Origin of the sequence: Klebsiella sp. GG_Kp175 (genome assembly GCF_040062325.1) — a bacterium.
GTDB lineage: Bacteria > Pseudomonadota > Gammaproteobacteria > Enterobacterales > Enterobacteriaceae > Klebsiella > Klebsiella quasipneumoniae.
Genome location: NZ_JBEAFX010000033.1, coordinates 1 through 18866 on the forward strand (window position 1 = coordinate 1; position 18866 = coordinate 18866).

The following is an 18866-nucleotide window of genomic DNA, read 5'->3' on the forward strand; positions in this document are numbered from 1 at the left end:
CGCTTGACCCGACCTACATAAAATCATAACCGCTCCGTTCGTAGCCCCGCTAAGCGCGGTGCGAGCGGGGGAGTTCCCGGATGGCGGCTGGCGCCTTATCCGGGCTACCGGGTGATGCAGCTATTTGTCGGGTGGCGGCTTACGCTTGACCCGACCTACATAAAATCATAACCGCTCCGTTCGTAGCCCCGCTAAGCATAGCGCAAGCGGGGGAATCCCATCGGCAGCAGGTTACCGCCAGGCGGCGAACTGCTCATCGTCGAGGTAGGCCTCGACCAGGGTTTTCGCCAGCGAATAGGAACCGATCAGCGGGTGCGCCATCAGCGCCCGCACCGCCAGCGACTTATCCTGCTGCAGGATCGCCGCAACCGCCAGCCGCTCATACTCTTTCACGCAGGAAATCATATTTTTCTGCGCCGTCGGCACCTTCACCGGCGTTACCGGCTTGAGACCCTCCCGGCTCAGGTCGCAGCTGATCTCAATCACGTCGTCAGGGCGCAAAAAGTCGAGCGTGCCATTATTCTGGATCGACACCACGATCCGCTTGGTGGTGGTGCTGTTCACCGCTTCCAGAATATCCAGCGCCACCCCGGCATAGCCGCCGGTGTCCGGCTCTTCGATAAACTGCCGCAGCGTCAGCGGCTCGCGGGTATGAAATTTCTCCTGACGGGATTCGTTCTGCATATAGCTGTTTTCCCGGCGAAGGTAGTGTTGCATCCAGATATTGAAGGCGGCTTCCGGCTGCGTTCTGGCATCCACGGTGCGCAGCGCCTGGCGCATCTCCTGATTGATACGGGCGATCTGCTCCCCGCGCGTTTCGCCTGCCCCCTGAATCGCCTTCAGCGCCTCGTCGCGATAGTAATAATAATAGAGATATTCGTTGAGTAACTGGTTATCGCACAGCCGCACCAGTTCGGGTGAGAAATACTGCATCGCGGTCTTCTGGTACAGCGCCGGGCTGGCGATCAGCCGCTCGGTCACCGCTTCCCCGCGCACGGTGAAGTGGGTAAACCAGGAGAAATGGTTCAGCCCATAGCATTCCACGCTCAGATCGCGCTCCTCACAGCCGAGGATCGCCGGCAGCTCACGAATCAGCTCGGAGGGGGCATCGCAGATCCCGTAGACCCGACGCTTAAAGCCGGACTTGACGATCGCTTCCGTCACCAGGCCTGAGGGGTTGGTAAAGTTAAACAGAATGGCGTCTTCGGCGGCATGCGCTTCGATCAGCCGGCAATAGTCGAGGATCGCCGGGATCGAACGCATGGCCATCGCAAAGCCGCCGGCGCCGGTGGTCTCCTGGCCGAGGGTGTTATGTTGCAGCGCAATGCGCTCGTCGCGAATACGGCTTTCATCACCACCGACCCGCAGGGTGGTAATAATATAATTGGCGTTTTGTAGCGCCGCGACCGGGTCGGTGGTGGTCGTGAAATGAATATCCGGGCGAATGGTCGTAAATACATAGCGGGCAATTTCGCCGAATATCGCCAGATTATCTGCAGAGTTATCGAGAAAAACCACCTCCGTTAAACCAATGCGGTGAGCATTATATGCCAGAGATTTCGCTAAAAATGCAGAGCGAACGCCGCCCCCGCCTAATACGGTTAATTTCATACAAACTCCTCATTAATTTTCTGCTAACCAGTTATCAACCCGGGAACGTACCTGTCCCACTTTTACGCCATAAATAACCTGAACCTCATTGCGATTGCGCACTACGCCGTTGGCGCCAGTATTTTTTAATTGCGCGTCATCAACCCGCGCCATATCGCGCACGGCCACGCGCAGGCGGGTAAAACAATTATCGACGGAGAGAATATTCTCCTTGCCCCCGAGACCGCGGATAATGTCATCGGTGACCGACTGCGGCTGCACGACTTTCTGGCGATACTCCGCTTTGCTGTAGAGCTTCACGTTCTCGTCATCTTCCCGGCCCGGCGTTTTCAGATTCAGCTTCACCACCAGAGTGCGGAAAATCACGTAGTAGACGGCGAACTGGCCGATACCGATAAGGACATATCCCGGCCAGCGCGTTAAGGAGACCGGTAGCGGCAGGTTATAGATCAGAAATTCGATCAGGCCCGAGGCTCCCCAGGGGCGTACGGTGAAGAGGTCGCAAATGGCCTGCGAGGCGGCGGTTAACGTCGCATGGATCACCCACAGCAGCGGCGAGACAAACAAGAAGGTGAACTCAATCGGCTCGGTGATGCCAGTCAGCATTGAGGTGATAATTGCCGGCAGCAGAATCGCCTTGGCCATCACTTTTTTCTCCGGCTTCGCGGTGTGGTAGAACGCCAGCGAGGCGCCGGCCAGGCCGAAGATGGTGGTCATCCCTTGCTGCGAGAAGCGTAGGGCCTCATTCATCACCGGGGTCAGATCCGGATGGCGCATATAGGCGAGAAAAATGGCCTGGGTACCGGAGACCACCTGACCGTCCACGTTCAGGGTGCCGCCAATCTGGGTGAGCTGGAAGGGTGACCAGACAAAATGGTGCAGGCCGGTCGGGATAAGAAATTTTTCAAAGAAACCATAGACGAAGACCCCGGCGACCCCAGCATTTTTCATAAAGCCGGTGAGGGCGGAGATGCCGTGGGTCATAAACGGCCAAATCCAGGTAAAGGCGATGGCGTAGAAGATAACCACCGGCGTCATCGCCACCAGCGTCAGCTTGGCGCCGCCGTACATCGACAGCGCGCCGGGCAGCTCAATGGTAGAGACTTTATTGTGCACCCACGCGATAGTGCAGCCGAGAATAATGCCAAGGAAAACGCCCATATCCACCACTACAAAGCCCAGCAGTTGGGTTTGCCCGGTGCCATAATATTCACCGTTAATTTTTTCGGCGAGTCCGTGGGTGTGTTCCAGCCAGGAGTGGTTGGCGCCAAGAAACATAATGAAGCACATCACCGCAACCAGCGCGACTTCGGTTTTTTTATCTTTTGCCAGGCCATAGCTAATACCGACGCAAAATAATAAGCCGAGGTTGCCAAATAGAGGCCAAAAGGTGTCGCCGAGCATCTGCCCCAGCTGGTGCAGGAAACTGGTTTCAGCAATTAATGTCGGATTAGTTAATACTGAACTGAGGGCCAGAATTAAGCCAATGACCGGCAAGAACAATACGGCGCCGATCATGGCCCGGGAGAATTTTTGCATATTCTCCAGAATACGCTGACGTATTTCAGGCATGATTGATCCTTTTATATTTTTGTAGGTACAGGGAGCGGTTTGTTTTTATCGACTTCCAGTATTTTGGTTATAGCAACTCTGATATTTGAAAGGAACCAGTAGCGGTAAATAGGCACAGATAGCCGCTTATTGCACACAGGTTTCAGAATGCTTGCAGACTCCCTCCCTGAAAGGGAAAGGGCGTAGCCAGAGCGGAGTGTTTGCAGAGAAGCGTTCCCTCTCCCCGTGGGGGAGAGGGTGATGGGGCATCGCTAGGGCGTGACGGGAGTGGGCGTTGGCGCGGCGGGGGCGGTATTGACCTCGCCGTTGCGCATCGTTTGCGCCACCTGCTGTTTCTCCATATTCACGGCGCTAAGCTGTGCGTTGACCGTCGGCTTGAGCGGGGCATCGGCCTGCACGCTGCCGCTGGCGGTCAGCTGGAGATTGCCATCCCCGCTAATGGGGAGCGAAGGCCAGCCCCAGGCCTGCAGAATATTCAGCGGCACGCCGCGGCCGTTCAGGCTCAAATTGACCTGGCGCTGCGGCAGCTGGGATACGGCGGCGGTGGCCTGCAGAATGCCGCGCTCGGTGAAGGCGCTGAGCTCAGTGATATTGACCGTCGACGCCGTGGCGCTCAGCTTGAGTGAAGGGCGACGCACGTCAATTCGGTTAAAGGTCGCCGCCGCGGCGTTCAGCGTCGCGCTACCGTTCCACACCCCCCAGCTGCCGTTTTTCACCAGCTGAAGCTCGCCGCCATAGCCATCGAGAGCGGTAATTTGCCATGGGAAGGCTGGGTCCACATCGATGATCAGGTTGCGGCTGGCGCTGAATTTTTTCAGCGTCAGGCTTTGCAGCCAGGCCGGCAGCGGGGCCATCCACAGTGGCTTCCAGTTCGCCGGCAGCGTGTACTCCAGCCCGGCGAAGGCGGTGTCATCAAGCACCAGCGCGTTACCGGCGCGCAGCCAGTTGCCGGAGGTTCGCACCATGCCGCCCTCCCAGCGCGAGGAGAACTGGCGCAGGGCAATACCCTGGGGTGAAAATTCGGCATTCAGGATCGGGTCGAAAAAGTGCAGCGAGCCGTAGATAAATTCGCTGGCATTCATCGACAGCGCGCCGTCCTGGCTCTGCCAGCCGCCGTGGCTGAGCGTCAGGTTGCGCAGGCTCAGGTCAAGGTCGGTTACCGCCCAGTCCGGCCCCTGCAGGCGGGCGTCGGTGATATCCAGGCGGCCAATCTGCAGAGAGGGGACCGTGGTTAACGGCGCGAAAAAGTCGGCCAGCGAGGCGGCGCTCTGCAGTCGGATCTCATTGAGCTGCAGGTTATCCACCAGCCAGCTGCCGTCGGCGCTGCGTTTCGCATTGCCGGTTAAGGTGCCGCGGGCGACATCGGCGCCGAGGGTGGAGAGGGTGACCTCGCCCTGATCAATCTTGCCCTGAATCAGAACATTGCTGGCTTCGACGCCATTGAGCGTCATCGAGCCCGCGCTCATCTGGATCTGCGCCGTTTTCCCCAGCACATTGCCTGCCTCCGGCGCCCATGGGCTGACGCCGCCAGTGACGCGCTGCGCGCTGAGCGCCCAGCCGGTTTCCGGACTATTGAAGGCCATATTGCGCAACATTAGCCGGTCTGCAGCGAACGGCAGGTCGGCAGAGTGGGGTGACAGATTCAGGGTGCCGTCGTTAAGGACAATCTCATCCGCATGCAGCGGGTCGCTAAACTGGCGGGTGCTGAAGCCAATATCGACCGTTTTCGCCACCAGGGTTGCCGGCTTGCCTTTCCGGCCAAAGGTGACGTTTTGCAACTGCACATGAAGAGGGGAGGAGAAATCGTGGTCCATCGCATCGAAGGAGACCTGCCAGCCGGTGCCATTGCTGAGCCAGGCGCTGGCCTGGCGGGCGCCCCAGTAGGTTTGCAGCAGGAACCACGCGCCAACGATGACGAGCAGCAGAGCGACTAGCAGCCAGAGAATCAGCTTTCCAAGAAATTTCATGGTCTTCCATTCTGTGAGATGCACATAACCGTGTTATGCCCGATTTATGCGCACTTCTCAAGGCAGGCGTGGTTTATTTCCGTGACGGGGCAGGCGGTGGAGGGCAGCGCCAGGGTGCCCCGGCCGATGGCACGACCGGGACGCGTTAAATCAGGCTTTTTCTGGCGGGAAAATTAAATTCAGAACAATCGCCGTGATACCGCCGGCGGCGATACCGGAGGAGAGCAGATTCTTCAGCCAGTCCGGCGCGAACTGCAGGATCAACGGCTGCTGCGACACGCCGAGGCCCACCGCCAGCGACAGGGCGATAATCAGGATCGCCCGGCGATTCAGCGGCTCGCGGGAGACGATGCGCACGCCGGACGCGGCGATGGTGCCGAACATCACCAGCGTGGCGCCGCCGAGCACTGGCTCAGGGATATGCTGTACGAAGCCGCTCACCGCCGGGAACAGCCCGAGGACGATCAGCATCAGCGCCACCACAAAGCCGACGTAGCGGCTGGCGACGCCGGTCAGCTGGATCACGCCGTTGTTCTGGCCGAAGCAGGAGTTCGGGAAGGTGTTGAAGACCGCGGACACAAAGGAGTTGAGGCCGTTAGCCAGCACGCCGCCTTTCAGGCGCTTCATATACAGCGGACCCGAGACCGGCTGTTCGGAGACGTCGGAGGTGGCGGTGATATCGCCGATGGTTTCCAGGGAGGTGATCATAAACACCAGCATCAGCGGCAGCAGCAGGCTCCAGTCAATGCCGAGGCCATAGTAGAGCGGCGTCGGGACGGTGATGAGGCTGCTGTTGGTCGGGGCGGTGTTGGCTGGCAGCATATCGAGGAACCACGCCGCCAGATAGCCCGCCGCCATGGCAATCACCAGCGAAGCGATGCGCAAATAGGGATTACGCTGGCGGTTGAGAATGATGATCAGCGCCAGCACGATGCCCGCCAGCAGCAGGTTCTTCGGCGCGCCGAAGGTATGGTCGGCCATCGCCGCGTAGCCGCCGCCGATGGAGGTCAACCCAACCTGAATCAGCGACAGGCCGATGATCATCACCACCACGCCGGAGACCAGCGGGGTAATGATGCGGCGCGCGAGGTGCAGGACGCGGGAGAGGACCATTTCCGTGCAGCTGGCCAGCATCAGGGTGCCGAACAGGGCGGCCATCATCGTCGGGACGTCGGCGCCGCCGGTTTTCAGCGCGGTGCCGCCCATGATCAGCGGGGCGACAAAGTTGAAGCTGGTGCCCTGGATGGAGAGCAGTCCGGAACCGACCGGGCCCCAGGCTTTGATCTGAATAATGGAGGCCACGCCGGAGGCGAACAGCGACATGCTGATGATATGTTGGGTATCTTGCGCCGGGAGACCGAGAGCCTGGCAGATTAATAGCGCCGGGGTGATCACCGCGACAAACATCGCCAGCAGGTGCTGGAAGGCGGCGAACAGGGTTTGCGGTAGGGGCGGGCGATCTTCGAGGCGGTAAATTAATTCGCTGGCTGGTTTATGCGCAACCGGTTGCGCATTTTCTGACTCTGCGGTGTTAACGGACATCACAAGCAATCCCAAGGTGGCAAAGCGGGAATTTTATCGGACTGTAGACCAAAAGCAAACGTTTGCCAGCGTTTGCCCATAAAAATTTATGCTGTGAATATGCGCAACGAGATTATTAACATTTTGTATGCTAAATCGCATCATTCAGGATACAAAATATCTTTTTCTGTCATTTTTTCCGCCGTTCTGCGTAAAATCCCCCTCTGCCTCCTCATGAAGAGAAGCTAAAGACACCAGGAATATCGTCGCGTGTGAATGGATCATGCGCCCATAAGGAGCTTTTTATGTTTCATCTCGATACCTTATCGACGCTCGTTGCCGCAACGCTTGTGCTATTACTCGGCAGAAAACTCGTCCAAACCGTACCCCTCCTCAAGAAATACACCATTCCTGAACCTGTTGCCGGCGGTCTGCTGGTGGCGCTGGCGCTGCTGGTGCTGAAAAAAAGTATGGATATCGATATTGATTTCGATATGAGCCTCAAAGATCCGCTGATGCTGGCGTTCTTCGCCACCATCGGTCTGAACGCCAACCTGGCCAGCCTGCGGGCTGGCGGCAAGGTACTGGGTACCTTTCTGATTGTGGTGGTTGGTCTGTTGCTGCTGCAGAACGCCCTCGGTATCGGCATGGCGAAGCTGTTGGGCCTGGATCCGCTGATGGGTCTGCTGGCCGGTTCTATTACCCTTTCCGGCGGCCACGGCACCGGGGCGGCATGGAGCAAGCTGTTCGTTGAGCGCTATGGTTTTGCCAACGCCACCGAGGTGGCGATGGCCTGCGCGACTTTCGGCCTGGTGCTCGGCGGCCTGATCGGCGGCCCGGTGGCGCGTTACCTGGTGAAACACTCTTCCTCGCCGGACGGGACGCCGGACGATCAGGTGGCGCCGACCGCCTTCGAAAAGCCGGACGTGGGGCGGGTGATCACCTCGCTGGTGCTGATCGAGAGTATCGCCCTGATCGCCATCTGTCTGACGGTGGGCAAGGTGGTTGCGCAACTGCTGGCGGGCAGTGTCTTTGAATTGCCGACCTTTGTCTGCGTGCTGTTTATCGGCGTGATCCTCAGCAACAGCCTGGCGCTGGCGGGGCTGTATCGGGTGTTCGATCGCGCGGTGTCGGTGCTGGGCAACGTCAGCCTGTCGCTGTTCCTCGCCATGGCGCTGATGAGCCTCAAGCTCTGGGAACTGGCTTCTCTGGCGCTGCCGATGATTATTATCCTGGCGGTGCAGGCGGTAGCGATGGCGCTGTATGCGGTGTTCGTCACCTATCGGATGATGGGTAAAAACTACGATGCCGCGGTGCTGGCAGCCGGGCATTGCGGGTTTGGTCTGGGGGCAACGCCGACGGCGATCGCCAATATGCAGGCAATTACCGACCGTTTCGGCCCGTCACATATGGCCTTCCTGGTGGTGCCGATGGTGGGGGCGTTCTTTATCGATATCGTCAACGCGCTGGTGATTAAGCTGTACCTGTTGCTGCCGATATTTGGTTGATAAAAAACCCGGAGGCGGTGCTGCGCACCTGTCCGGGCTACAAGATCGTGCTGTTTGGGGTTTTGTAGCCCGGCTAAGGCGTTTACGCCGCAAGCCGGGAATACCTCCACAATCTTACGCTTCGTCGTGCTCTTCCCACGCTAACGCGCGTTTCACCGCTTTCTTCCAGCCGCTGTAACGATAGTTACGCTCAGTGGTTTCAATCCCCGGGCGGAATTCACGCTCAATCACCGCTTTTTCCTGCAGCTCATCGAGGTTCTGCCAGAAGCCGACCGCCAGACCGGCCAGATAGGCGGCACCCAGGGCTGTAACTTCGCGCACTTCCGGACGCTCCACGCGGGTGCCGAGGATATCGGACTGGAACTGCATGAGGAAGTTGTTGGCCACCGCGCCGCCATCCACGCGCAGCGCATGCAGACGGATACCGGAGTCAGCCTGCATCGCTTCCAGCACGTCGCGGGTCTGATAGGCGATGGACTCCAGCGTCGCACGGATAATGTGGTTCGAGTTCACGCCACGGGTGAGGCCGAAAATCGCGCCGCGGGCATAGGGGTCCCAGTACGGCGCGCCAAGACCGGTGAACGCAGGCACGACGTACACGCCGTTGGTGTCCTTCACTTTGGTGGCGAAGTACTCGGAATCGAACGCATCGCTGATGAGCTTCATCTCGTCGCGCAGCCACTGAATGGAGGCGCCAGCCATAAACACCGCCCCTTCCAGTGCGTAGTTCACCTCGCCGCGCGGACCGCAGGCGATGGTGGTCAGCAGACCGTGAGTGGAGGTCACCGCTTTTTCGCCGGTGTTCATCAGCATAAAGCAGCCGGTGCCGTAGGTGTTTTTCGCCATCCCTTCCTTGACGCACAGCTGGCCGAACAGGGCCGCCTGCTGGTCACCGGCGATCCCGGCGATAGGAATGCGGGTCCCGCCTTTACCACCGATGTTGGTCTGGCCGTACACTTCGGACGACTTGCGTACTTCCGGCAGCATGGCGCGCGGAATATCCAGCGCGTCGAGCATCTTGTCGTCCCAGTCCAGGTCGTGGATGTTGAACAGCATGGTACGCGAGGCGTTGGTGTAGTCGGTGACATGCACGCGACCCTGGGTCATCTTCCAGATAAGCCAGGTGTCCACGGTGCCGAACAGCAGCTCACCGCGCTTCGCACGCTCACGGGAACCTTCGACATGGTCGAGGATCCATTTCACCTTGGTGCCGGAGAAGTAGGGGTCCACCACCAGGCCAGTGGCCTTGCGGATATACTCCTCCATCCCGTCACGCTTGAGCTGCTCGCAGATCTCGGCGGTGCGGCGGCACTGCCAGACGATGGCGTTATAGATCGGTTTGCCGGTCTCGCGCTCCCACACCACCACGGTCTCACGCTGGTTGGTGATACCGATGGCCGCGATCTGATCGGAGTTGATATCCGCTTTGGCCAGCGCTTCGACCAGCGTCGAGCTTTGGGACGCCCAGATTTCCATCGGGTCGTGTTCAACCCAGCCTGGCTTAGGATAAATTTGTTCGAATTCTCGCTGGGAGACGCTGACGATATTGGCATCATGATCCATCACAACGGCCCGGGAGCTGGTAGTGCCCTGGTCAAGCGCAACGATATATTTTTTGTCGGTCATAGTCGGTGTCCCGTAGTCAGATTACAGCGAAGCTTTATGTTGAGTGGAGGAAGAGGAGGGGCTCTCTTGCTCTTCGTCCACGCAGGTGTCGCAAGGCAGGTGGCGGCCAATCAGCTTACGATAGCTGAACGCGCCCAGCGCCGCGCCGACCACCGGTGCGCACAGCGGCACCAGGAAATAAGGAATATCTTTACCGCCGGTGAAGGCGACGTCGCCCCAGCCGGCCAGCCAGGCGAAGGCTTTCGGGCCGATATCACGCGCCGGGTTCATGGCGAAGCCGGTCAGCGGTCCCATGGAGGCGCCAATCACCGCGATCAGCAGGCCGATCAGCAGCGGCGCCAGCGGGCCGCGCGGCACACCGTTGCCATCGTCGGTCAGTGCCAGGATGACGCCCATCAGGATAGCGGTAATCACCATCTCTACCGCGAAGGCCTGCACAAAATTGATATGCGGGTTCGGGTAAGTGGAGAAGATGCCAGCCAGATCAAGGCTTTCCACGCTGCCGCGTACCATATGGTGGGTGGTTTCATAATCGAGGAAAAGATTGTAATAAAGCCCGTAAACTAATGCCGCAGCGCAAAAGGCGCCAGCGAATTGCGAAATAATAAAAGGAACCACTTTGCGGCCATCGAAGCAGGCGAACAGCCAGAGCGCGATAGTCACCGCAGGGTTAAGGTGCGCACCGGATACCCCTGCGGTCAGGTAGATCGCCATGGCGACGCCCAGACCCCAGATGATGCTGATTTCCCATTGTCCGAAGCTGGCTCCCGCGACCTTGAGCGCAGCCACGCACCCAACGCCGAAAAAGATCAACAACCCGGTACCGAGGAACTCTGCGATGCACTGGCCTTTTAAGGTTGATGTTTGGCTCATAATCGAATCCTGAAGCGTGGTGATGATTATTGTATGTAGGGTGGTCACAGACGACCATATTGCCATGTAGGCATAGTGTTAATTTATCGTTAACGAGCAAAAACGAGAAATATCGAACTTCAAATGTGTGTACCACGTCAAGAAAATGAGCGTTTTCGCGCCATTCGCGCGCATTAAGCGCGCTGCCGGAGCGTTTCACCTCGCATTTTGTTAACCATAATATTAACAATGGCTCATGAAGTACGAGCGAACTGCGCTGAAAGTACCAGGTAAAGACTGAAAAGTGTTGCAAACCGCAATCTGCGCGGCTTGCCGCTGGACAGGGGCGGCGGGGATTCATACAATCGACGATAACACCGCTATGTGCGCTAATTTTCGTTAAGGCGGGACCGCGTATACGAAACACCAGTTTCTATCAACGCCTTGCAAGTTCAGGAGAGGTATGACGATGTCATTAGAAGTGTTTGAGAAATTAGAATCTAAGGTTCAGCAGGCGATTGATACCATCACTCTGTTGCAGATGGAAATCGAAGAGCTGAAAGAAAAGAACAACACCCTGGTGCAGGAAGTTCAGAGCGCGCAGCATGGTCGTGAAGAGCTGGAGCGCGAAAACAGCCAGCTGAAAGAGCAGCAGCAGGGCTGGCAGGAGCGTCTGCAGGCGCTGCTGGGCCGCATGGAAGAAGTCTAATCGCTTCACGCCCTCTCCCGCCAGGGAGGGGGTGATCCTTATCCCTTCCTTTATACTCACAAGTTATAGCCAATCTTTTTTTATTCTTTAATCATTGAATCGCTTTCTGGCACGCTTAGCCCATCACAACACGACATAAAGAGAGCGGTGCGATGAATAAGTGGGGCGTAGGGTTAACTCTGTTGCTGGCATCCGCCAGCGTTCTGGCAAAAGATTTTCAGCTATTAAACGTATCTTATGATCCAACGCGCGAGCTGTACGAACAGTACAACAAAGCGTTCAGCGCGCACTGGAAGCAGGAGACCGGCGACAACGTGGTGATCCGCCAGTCGCACGGCGGCTCCGGCAAGCAGGCGACCTCGGTGATTAACGGTATTGAAGCGGATGTGGTTACGCTGGCGCTGGCCTACGACGTCGACGCGATCGCCGAGCGCGGCCGTATCGATAAAAACTGGCTGAAGCGCCTGCCGGATAACTCCGCGCCTTATACTTCCACCATCGTGTTCCTTGTCCGTAAGGGCAACCCGAAACAGATCCATGACTGGAACGACCTGATCAAACCGGGCGTGTCGGTCATCACCCCGAACCCGAAAAGCTCCGGCGGCGCTCGCTGGAACTACCTGGCGGCCTGGGGCTATGCCCTACATCAGAACCATGGCGACCAGGCGAAAGCCCAGGATTTCGTCAAGGCGCTGTATAAAAACGTGGAAGTGCTGGACTCCGGCGCGCGCGGTTCGACCAATACCTTCGTAGAACGCGGGATCGGCGATGTGCTGATCGCCTGGGAAAACGAAGCGCTGCTGGCGACCAACGAACTGGGCAAAGACAAGTTTGAAATCGTGACCCCGAGTGAGTCGATTCTGGCTGAGCCGACCGTTTCGGTGGTCGATAAAGTCGTGGATAAGAAAGGCACCCGCCAGGTGGCGGAAGCGTACCTGAAGTATCTCTACTCGCCGGAAGGCCAGGAGATTGCGGCGAAGAACTTCTACCGTCCGCGCGATCCGAACGTGGCGAAGAAATATGCTAATGAATTCCCGAAACTGAAACTGTTCACTATCGATCAGGAGTTCGGCGGCTGGACGAAAGCGCAGAAAGAGCACTTCTCCAACGGCGGCACCTTCGACCAGATTAGCCAGCGTTAATTCTCTTGTCCCTGCTTGCGCTACGCTTAGCAGGGCTACAGTTCTGCGCTGTGCGTAACCCGGGTAAGGCGCCAGACGCCACCCGGGAATCCCTGCTTGCACTAGGCTTAGCAGGGCTACAGTTCTGCGCTGTGCGTAGCCCGGGTAAGGCGCCAGCCGCGACCCGGAAAACGCTCCGCCCGTCATCTGTTTTCATTTAGTCATCAAATTACGTTACTCTTCCGCTTCAGGCTTAACAGGGAATGAAAATGAGAAGAGTAAGATACTTTTTGCTGGCGCTGCTGGTGGCGATCCTCGCGGCGCTGGCGGGCGGCTACTACTGGCTGCACTCTGGCAACCCGGACGCGTTGCGCAAGATTGTTCTGCAGCAGTGCGTTCCCCATCAGCAACAGCAGCAAAACCCGTCGCCGTGTGCTGAAGTGAACCTCAAGGGCGGCTATGTGCTGTTTAAAGATCGTAACGGCCCGCTGCAGTATTTGCTGATGCCGACCTACCGCATTAACGGCACCGAAAGCCCGCTGCTGTTGGATCCACTGACGCCGAACTTCTTCTGGCAGGCCTGGCAGGGGCGTGAGATCATGAGCCAGCGCCACGGCGCGCCGGTTCCCGATAACGCGGTATCGCTGGCGATCAACTCGCGCAGCGGACGCACGCAAAACCATTTCCATATTCATATCTCCTGCCTGCGCCCCGATGTGCGCGCGCAGTTAGACAAGGATGCGGCGGCGATCAGCAGCCGCTGGCTGCCGTTGTCGGGTGGGCTTCAGGGCCATGAATATCTGGCGCGCCGGGTGACGGAGGCGGAGCTCGCCCAGCGCAGCCCGTTCCTGATGCTGGCGGAAGAGGTGCCGGAGGCGCGTCAGCATATGGGACGCTATGCGCTGGCGATGGCGCAGCAGAGCGACGGCTCTCTGGTGCTGCTGGCGACGGAGCGTAACCTGCTGTCCCTGAACCGGGCCTCGGCGGAAGAGATCCAGGATCATCGCTGCGCCATCCTTAACGCAAACCACTAGTTCTGGCGTTTACCTGTCTTACCTGTCGTCGTATTCTTGCTGAAAAAAACGACAGGAGACAGGCATGTCGCTCTGGCTTACCCACCCGCTGTTCCTCCCTTCACTGATTGTCGGCGTTACCATTGTGCTCTGGGCGACGTCGCTGCTGCCGGAATTTATCACCGCGCTGCTGTTTTTCGCTGCGGCGATGATGGCGAAAATCGCCCCGCCGGAGGTGATCTTCGGCGGCTTTGCCTCCTCGGCCTTCTGGCTGGTGTTCAGCGGCTTTGTGCTCGGCATCGCGATCCGTAAAACCGGGCTGGCGGACCGGGCGGCGCAGGCGCTGTCGGCGCGGCTAACCGACTCCTGGCCGCGGATGGTCGCCAGCGTGGTACTCCTGAGCTATGCCCTGGCGTTCGTGATGCCTTCCAACATGGGGCGCATCGCGCTGCTGATGCCGATCGTGGCGGCGATGGCCCGCCGGGCGGGCATTGCCGACGGCAGCCGCGGCTGGTTCGGCCTGGCGCTGGCGGTGGGGTTCGGCACCTTTCAGCTTTCGGCGACGATTTTGCCCGCCAACGTGCCGAATCTGGTGATGAGCGGCGCGGCGGAGGGCTCGTACGGTATCCATCTGAATTATGTTCCCTATTTACTGCTGCATACGCCGGTGCTTGGCTGGCTGAAAGGGGCGGCGCTGGTGGCGCTGATCTGCTGGCTGTTTCCCGGTAAGCCGCATCCGCCGCGCGACCTGGCGCCGCTGCCGGCGATGAGCCGCGACGAGAAGCGTCTGGCGTGGCTGCTGGCGGTGGTCCTCACGCTGTGGGTGACCGAGAGCTGGCATGGCATCGGCCCGGCGTGGACCGGCCTGGCGGCGGCGGTGGTCACGCTGCTGCCGCGGGTGGGCTTTATCAGTGGCGAAGAGTTTGCCAGCGGGGTGAATATGCGCACCTGTATTTATGTTGCCGGGATTTTGGGGCTAGCGATCACCGTCACCCAAACCGGGATTGGCGGCGTGGTGGGCAATGCGCTGCTGCAGGTGATGCCCCTGGATAAAGACAATCCTTTCACCAGCTTCCTGGCGCTGACCGGAATTACCAGCGCGCTGAACTTTATTATGACCGCCAACGGCGTGCCGGCGCTGTATACCACCTTTGCCCAGAGCTTTGCCGACGCCACTGGCTTCCCGCTGCTGAGCGTGATTATGATTCAGGTGCTGGGCTATTCCACGCCGCTGCTGCCGTATCAGGCGTCGCCAATCGTGGTCGCGATGGGGTTAGGCAAAGTCCCGGCGAGGGCGGGAATGTTGCTTTGTCTGGCGCTGGCGGCGGTGAGCTATTTGATTTTACTGCCGCTGGACTACGCGTGGTATCAGCTGTTGGGGAAACTGTAACGGCAAAAGAAAGCCCGGCTTGCGCTGTGCTAAGCCGGGCTCCCACGTTTTGTCAGTCAACCCGGTCGCGTGTCGCCACCGGGAAAAGCGAATTACGCTTTTTTCGCTGCTTCTGCTGCTTTAACGATCACCGCGAAAGCGTCAGCTTTCAGGGAGGCGCCGCCAACCAGCGCGCCGTCGATGTCCGGCTGGGTGAACAGCTCTGCGGCGTTGCCAGCGTTAACGGAACCGCCGTACTGGATGATCACTTGCTCAGCGATTTTCGCGTCAGCTTTAGCAATGTGGTCACGGATGAATTTGTGCACCGCCTGAGCCTGAGCCGGGGTCGCGGATTTGCCGGTACCGATAGCCCATACCGGTTCGTAAGCGATAACCACGCCTTCGAAAGCGGCAGCGCCCTGCGTTTTCAGTACCGCGTCGATCTGACGTGCGCAAACTTCTTCCGTTTTGCCCGCTTCGTTTTCGGCTTCGGTTTCACCGATGCACAGTACTGGAGTCAGACCCTGCTCTTTCAGCACGGCGAATTTCTTCGCAATCAGCTCGTCGGATTCTTTGTGGTAGGTACGACGCTCGGAGTGGCCGATGATGATGTACTGTGCGCCGATATCTTTCAGCATTTCGGCGGAGGTTTCACCGGTGAAAGCGCCGGACAGGTTTACGTCAACGTTCTGCGCGCCCAGGTGGATGTGGCTGCCTTCTGCCGCACGCTTAGCCAGGTCCAGATACATTTCCGGCGGGGCGATGGCAACTGCGCAGCCGCTTACGCCAGCCAGCTCGGTACGCAGGTTCGCAACCAGTTCGTTTACCATGTGGCGGCTGCCGTTCAGTTTCCAGTTACCCATCACTAAAGGATGTCGCATTTTAATTCTCCACGCTACTTAAGCGAATTAAGGAATATAGCCGCCCCAGAGGGCAGCATGGTCTGTGAAACAGTATAGAGACTCGTCACTGGAAAGGCTTTGCTTTTTGTCATTTATTGTTACCTTCCAGCGTTTCAGATAGCGCCAGCTTAATCGGTTCAACAGCGAAGGTCAGACCCTTTTCACCATGATCTGCCACCACATAGCGCACGGCGCCCTCGGTGTCGGAGAAGTAGCGTTTGCCTTTGCCGGCAGTCAGCAGTTTCTGCAGTTTTTGCTGGCTCTGCGCCGGACTAAGGGTGGGCACGAAGGCGCGGATCATGGCGCTCATATACTCCAGCGCTTTGGCCTTCGCCGCCTTTTGCTCCGGCCCCTGGATCGGCAGCCAGGTGATCTGCATGGATTTGATCTTCAGCGTGCCGCGCTCCAGCGCGGTGGAGGCATAGAGATTTTCGTTAATCTTGCTGGCGGCGCGGGTCAGGTTAGCCCGATCGCGGCTGGTTGATATGGAACGGAATTCATTCAGAGGCAGCTTCGGGTTATCGACGTTAAATTTTTCCCGGAACTGGCTGATCGACAGGTCAAAGCTCGGCGCGCCGGCGAGCAGGTAGGGGGCAGCGGTCGTCGATTCGCTTTCTGCGGACAACGCGTGCGGGCCGACGGCAAGGCCCATCAGCCCACTGAAACACAAGATTGTCCACTTCTTCATGCCCGTCGTTCCTTTTTTTGCCTGCTGACGATTAAATCGGGAAGCGCGGCGCTTGTCAAAAAGTCACGACGCCAGGGTAAACTACGCAGACGATGATGATAAGGAAAAACGCATGACCCTACAGCAGTGGTTATTCTCAATTAAAGGGCGCATTGGCCGCCGCGATTTCTGGATCTGGATTGCCATTTGGCTGGTGACCATGAGCGCGCTGTTCACCCTGGCAGGCAGCAATCTGCTTAATCTGCAGACGGCGGCGTTTATTATTGTCTGCCTGCTGTGGCCGACGGCGGCGGTGGTGGTGAAGCGGCTGCACGATCGCGGCAAATCCGGACTGTGGGCGCTGCTGATGATTCTGGCGTGGATGCTGCTGGCGGGGAACTGGGCGATGCTGCCGCAGGTCTGGCAGTGGGGCGTCGGGCGCTTTGTGCCGACGCTGATTATCGTCATGATGCTGATCGACCTGGGGGCGTTTGTCGGCACCCAGGGCGAGAATAAGTTCGGCAAGGAGACCCAGGACGTGCGCTGGAAAGCGGACGCCTGATTACCAGTAGTGCTCCGCCGTCATGTGGCCCGGCCGGCGACGCAGATGTTTGGTCATCTGCCGGGTCTCTTTTAACAGCTGTTGGGTATCGCGTACCATCTGCGGGTTGCCGCACAGCATCACATGGCTGGTGTCGCGGGTCATCGGCAGGCCGACCGCCTCCTCCAGCGCCCCGGTTTCAATCAGGAACGGCACCCGGCCGGTCAGCGAGCCTGCCACGGTTTCGCGGCTGACCACCGTCTGGATGCGTAATTTGCCGGCGTAGCGCTGCTCCAGCTCGCGCATTTGCGGTAAATAGCTGAGGTCGGCGGCATAGCGCGCCGCATGCACCAGCACCAGGTTCTTGAAGCGATCCAGGTCTTTCCCTTCTTCCAGAATCGACAGATAGGGGCCGATCGCCGTACCGGTGGCGAGCATCCACAACGTGTCGCAGTCCGGCACCTCTTCCAGCACGAAGAAACCGGCGGCTTCGCTGACAATCTGAACGTCGTCGCCGGGTTTCAGCGCGGCCAGTCGCGGGCTGAGTTTACCCTCCGGAACGGTGACCAGGTAGAACTCAAGATCGGGATTGCTGGGGGCGTTGACGTAGGAGTAGGCGCGCTGCACGCGCTCGCCGTCAACATCCAGGCCCAGTTTAGCAAACTGCCCTGCGGTGAACGGCTCAACGGGCGCGTGAATGGTGAGGCTAAACAGTGCATCGGTCCAGTTTTGCACTTTTACGACTTTACCTGTAACCCAGTTTGCCATTGCGTCTCTCCTTTCAATCTCGTCAGTCTATCTTCACCGCGACGGGAGAAGATTTCCAGCCCGAAAAGGCTGGAAAGCTCGATTGATCAAATGTTTTACAGGATGTGTTGCTGGACGTCCGGGTCTTTTCGGTCGAGGTAATGAATCGACTGAATACGGCGGATAGTCCGCGATTTACCGCGGATCAGCAGCGTTTCAGTGGTCGCCATATTGCCCTTGCGGGTAATGCCGTCCAGCAGATCGCCTTTGGTAATCCCGGTGGCGGAGAAGATGACGTTATCGCTGCGCGCCATTTCATCAAGACGCAGCACTTTGCCCGCTTCGATGCCCATGGTTTTGCAGCGCGCCAGTTCGTTTTCACCGATACGGCGGTTCTCTTCGCTGTCGCCCTTCACGTGGTGACGAGCCAGCAGGCGGCCCTGCATATCGCCGTCCAGCGCGCGGATCACCGCCGCCGAAACCACGCCTTCCGGCGCGCCGCCGATGCCGTACAGCACGTCGACTTCGCTATCCGGCATGCAGGTAAGGATAGAGGCCGCCACGTCGCCATCGGGGATCGCGAACACGCGCACGCCCAACTGCTGCAGTTGCGCAATGACCGCGTCGTGGCGGGGTTTCGCCAGCACGGTGACGGTCAGTTCAGCGAGCGGTTTATTCAACGCGCGGGCGATGTTGCGCAAATTCTCTTCCAGCGGCAGATTGAGATCGATAGCGCCTTTAGCGCCGGGGCCGACAATCAGCTTTTCCATATACATATCCGGCGCGTTGAGGAAGCAGCCTTTATCGCCGACCGCCATCACTGCCAGCGCGTTGGCCTGGCCCATGGCCGTCATGCGGGTGCCTTCAATTGGGTCGACGGCGATATCTACCGCGTCGCCTTTGCCGGTACCCACTTTTTCGCCGATATAGAGCATCGGCGCTTCATCGATTTCGCCCTCGCCGATGACGATGGTGCCGTCGATATTGACGAGGTTAAGCATAATGCGCATGGCGTTAACCGCTGCGCCGTCGGCGGTATTTTTATCGCCGCGGCCCAGCCATTTATAGCCCGCCAGCGCGGCGGCTTCGGTGACACGCGAAAATTCGATGGCCAGTTCTCGTTTCATAATCCACTCATTG

The 18866-nt window shown here is 58.6% G+C and carries 16 protein-coding genes; 6 read left to right on the plus strand and 10 right to left on the minus strand.

Features of this window, described 5'->3' with window-relative positions:
* Positions 1 to 231 precede the first annotated feature (231 nt).
* The 4 genes from ABLU73_RS22860 to ABLU73_RS22875 all read right to left on the minus strand — a co-directional run bounded on the left by ABLU73_RS22860 (position 232) and on the right by ABLU73_RS22875 (position 6692).
* Positions 232 to 1611, minus strand: a complete 1380-nt coding sequence (locus ABLU73_RS22860) for a 6-phospho-beta-glucosidase (RefSeq protein WP_023319347.1) — start codon at positions 1609 to 1611, stop codon at positions 232 to 234.
* 12 nt (positions 1612 to 1623) lie between these two features.
* Positions 1624 to 3183, minus strand: coding sequence for a PTS transporter subunit EIIC (locus tag ABLU73_RS22865; protein WP_032456737.1), 1560 nt, complete (start codon positions 3181 to 3183; stop codon positions 1624 to 1626).
* A gap of 251 nt (positions 3184 to 3434) precedes the next feature.
* The gene (locus ABLU73_RS22870) at positions 3435 to 5150 is read right to left on the minus strand and encodes an AsmA family protein (RefSeq protein ID WP_064794966.1); all 1716 of its coding nucleotides are present in this window, start codon (positions 5148 to 5150) and stop codon (positions 3435 to 3437) included.
* A 150-nt stretch (positions 5151 to 5300) separates the two neighbouring features.
* The gene (locus ABLU73_RS22875) at positions 5301 to 6692 is read right to left on the minus strand and encodes a uracil-xanthine permease family protein (protein WP_004150226.1); all 1392 of its coding nucleotides are present in this window, start codon (positions 6690 to 6692) and stop codon (positions 5301 to 5303) included.
* Positions 6693 to 6976: 284 nt separating this feature from the next.
* Here ABLU73_RS22875 and gltS point away from each other — a divergent pair, with 284 nt between their 5' ends.
* A complete protein-coding gene (gene gltS / locus ABLU73_RS22880) occupies positions 6977 to 8179 on the plus strand; it encodes a sodium/glutamate symporter (RefSeq protein ID WP_004901437.1) in 1203 nt (400 codons plus the stop codon).
* 114 nt (positions 8180 to 8293) lie between these two features.
* Here the strand turns inward: gltS and glpK are convergent, their stop codons facing one another.
* Entirely contained in the window at positions 8294 to 9805 is a 1512-nt protein-coding gene (glpK, locus tag ABLU73_RS22885; RefSeq protein WP_004873089.1) for a glycerol kinase GlpK, read from the minus strand.
* Positions 9806 to 9826: 21 nt separating this feature from the next.
* Positions 9827 to 10678, minus strand: coding sequence for an MIP/aquaporin family protein (locus tag ABLU73_RS22890; protein WP_004205091.1), 852 nt, complete (start codon positions 10676 to 10678; stop codon positions 9827 to 9829).
* A 442-nt stretch (positions 10679 to 11120) separates the two neighbouring features.
* On the opposite strand from ABLU73_RS22890, the gene zapB reads away from it, so the two are divergent.
* From zapB to ABLU73_RS22910, 4 genes are all read left to right on the plus strand, one after another.
* Positions 11121 to 11366, plus strand: coding sequence for a septal ring assembly protein ZapB (gene zapB, locus ABLU73_RS22895; RefSeq protein WP_004150222.1), 246 nt, complete (start codon positions 11121 to 11123; stop codon positions 11364 to 11366).
* Between the two features lie 152 nt (positions 11367 to 11518).
* Positions 11519 to 12508, plus strand: a complete 990-nt coding sequence (locus tag ABLU73_RS22900) for a sulfate ABC transporter substrate-binding protein (protein ID WP_004205090.1) — start codon at positions 11519 to 11521, stop codon at positions 12506 to 12508.
* Between the two features lie 242 nt (positions 12509 to 12750).
* Positions 12751 to 13521 carry a CDP-diacylglycerol diphosphatase gene (locus ABLU73_RS22905; RefSeq protein ID WP_074377634.1) on the plus strand — a complete coding sequence of 257 codons (771 nt, stop codon included), beginning with the start codon at positions 12751 to 12753 and terminating at the stop codon, positions 13519 to 13521.
* 64 nt (positions 13522 to 13585) lie between these two features.
* On the plus strand, positions 13586 to 14890 hold the full coding sequence (locus tag ABLU73_RS22910; protein WP_043522754.1) for an SLC13 family permease: 1305 nt from the start codon (positions 13586 to 13588) through the stop codon (positions 14888 to 14890).
* A gap of 92 nt (positions 14891 to 14982) precedes the next feature.
* Here the strand turns inward: ABLU73_RS22910 and tpiA are convergent, their stop codons facing one another.
* The gene (tpiA, locus tag ABLU73_RS22915) at positions 14983 to 15750 is read right to left on the minus strand and encodes a triose-phosphate isomerase (protein ID WP_002922909.1); all 768 of its coding nucleotides are present in this window, start codon (positions 15748 to 15750) and stop codon (positions 14983 to 14985) included.
* Positions 15751 to 15859: 109 nt separating this feature from the next.
* Entirely contained in the window at positions 15860 to 16459 is a 600-nt protein-coding gene (locus ABLU73_RS22920; protein WP_043522751.1) for a YiiQ family protein, read from the minus strand.
* Positions 16460 to 16571: 112 nt separating this feature from the next.
* On the opposite strand from ABLU73_RS22920, the gene ABLU73_RS22925 reads away from it, so the two are divergent.
* Entirely contained in the window at positions 16572 to 17000 is a 429-nt protein-coding gene (locus tag ABLU73_RS22925) for a DUF805 domain-containing protein (protein ID WP_004173894.1), read from the plus strand.
* On the opposite strand, the gene fpr is transcribed toward ABLU73_RS22925, so the two are convergent.
* Positions 17001 to 17747, minus strand: coding sequence for a ferredoxin--NADP(+) reductase (fpr, locus tag ABLU73_RS22930; RefSeq protein WP_154041486.1), 747 nt, complete (start codon positions 17745 to 17747; stop codon positions 17001 to 17003). It lies immediately after the preceding gene.
* A 95-nt stretch (positions 17748 to 17842) separates the two neighbouring features.
* Entirely contained in the window at positions 17843 to 18853 is a 1011-nt protein-coding gene (gene glpX / locus ABLU73_RS22935) for a class II fructose-bisphosphatase (RefSeq protein ID WP_015703815.1), read from the minus strand.
* Between the last annotated feature and the right edge of the window lie 13 nt (positions 18854 to 18866).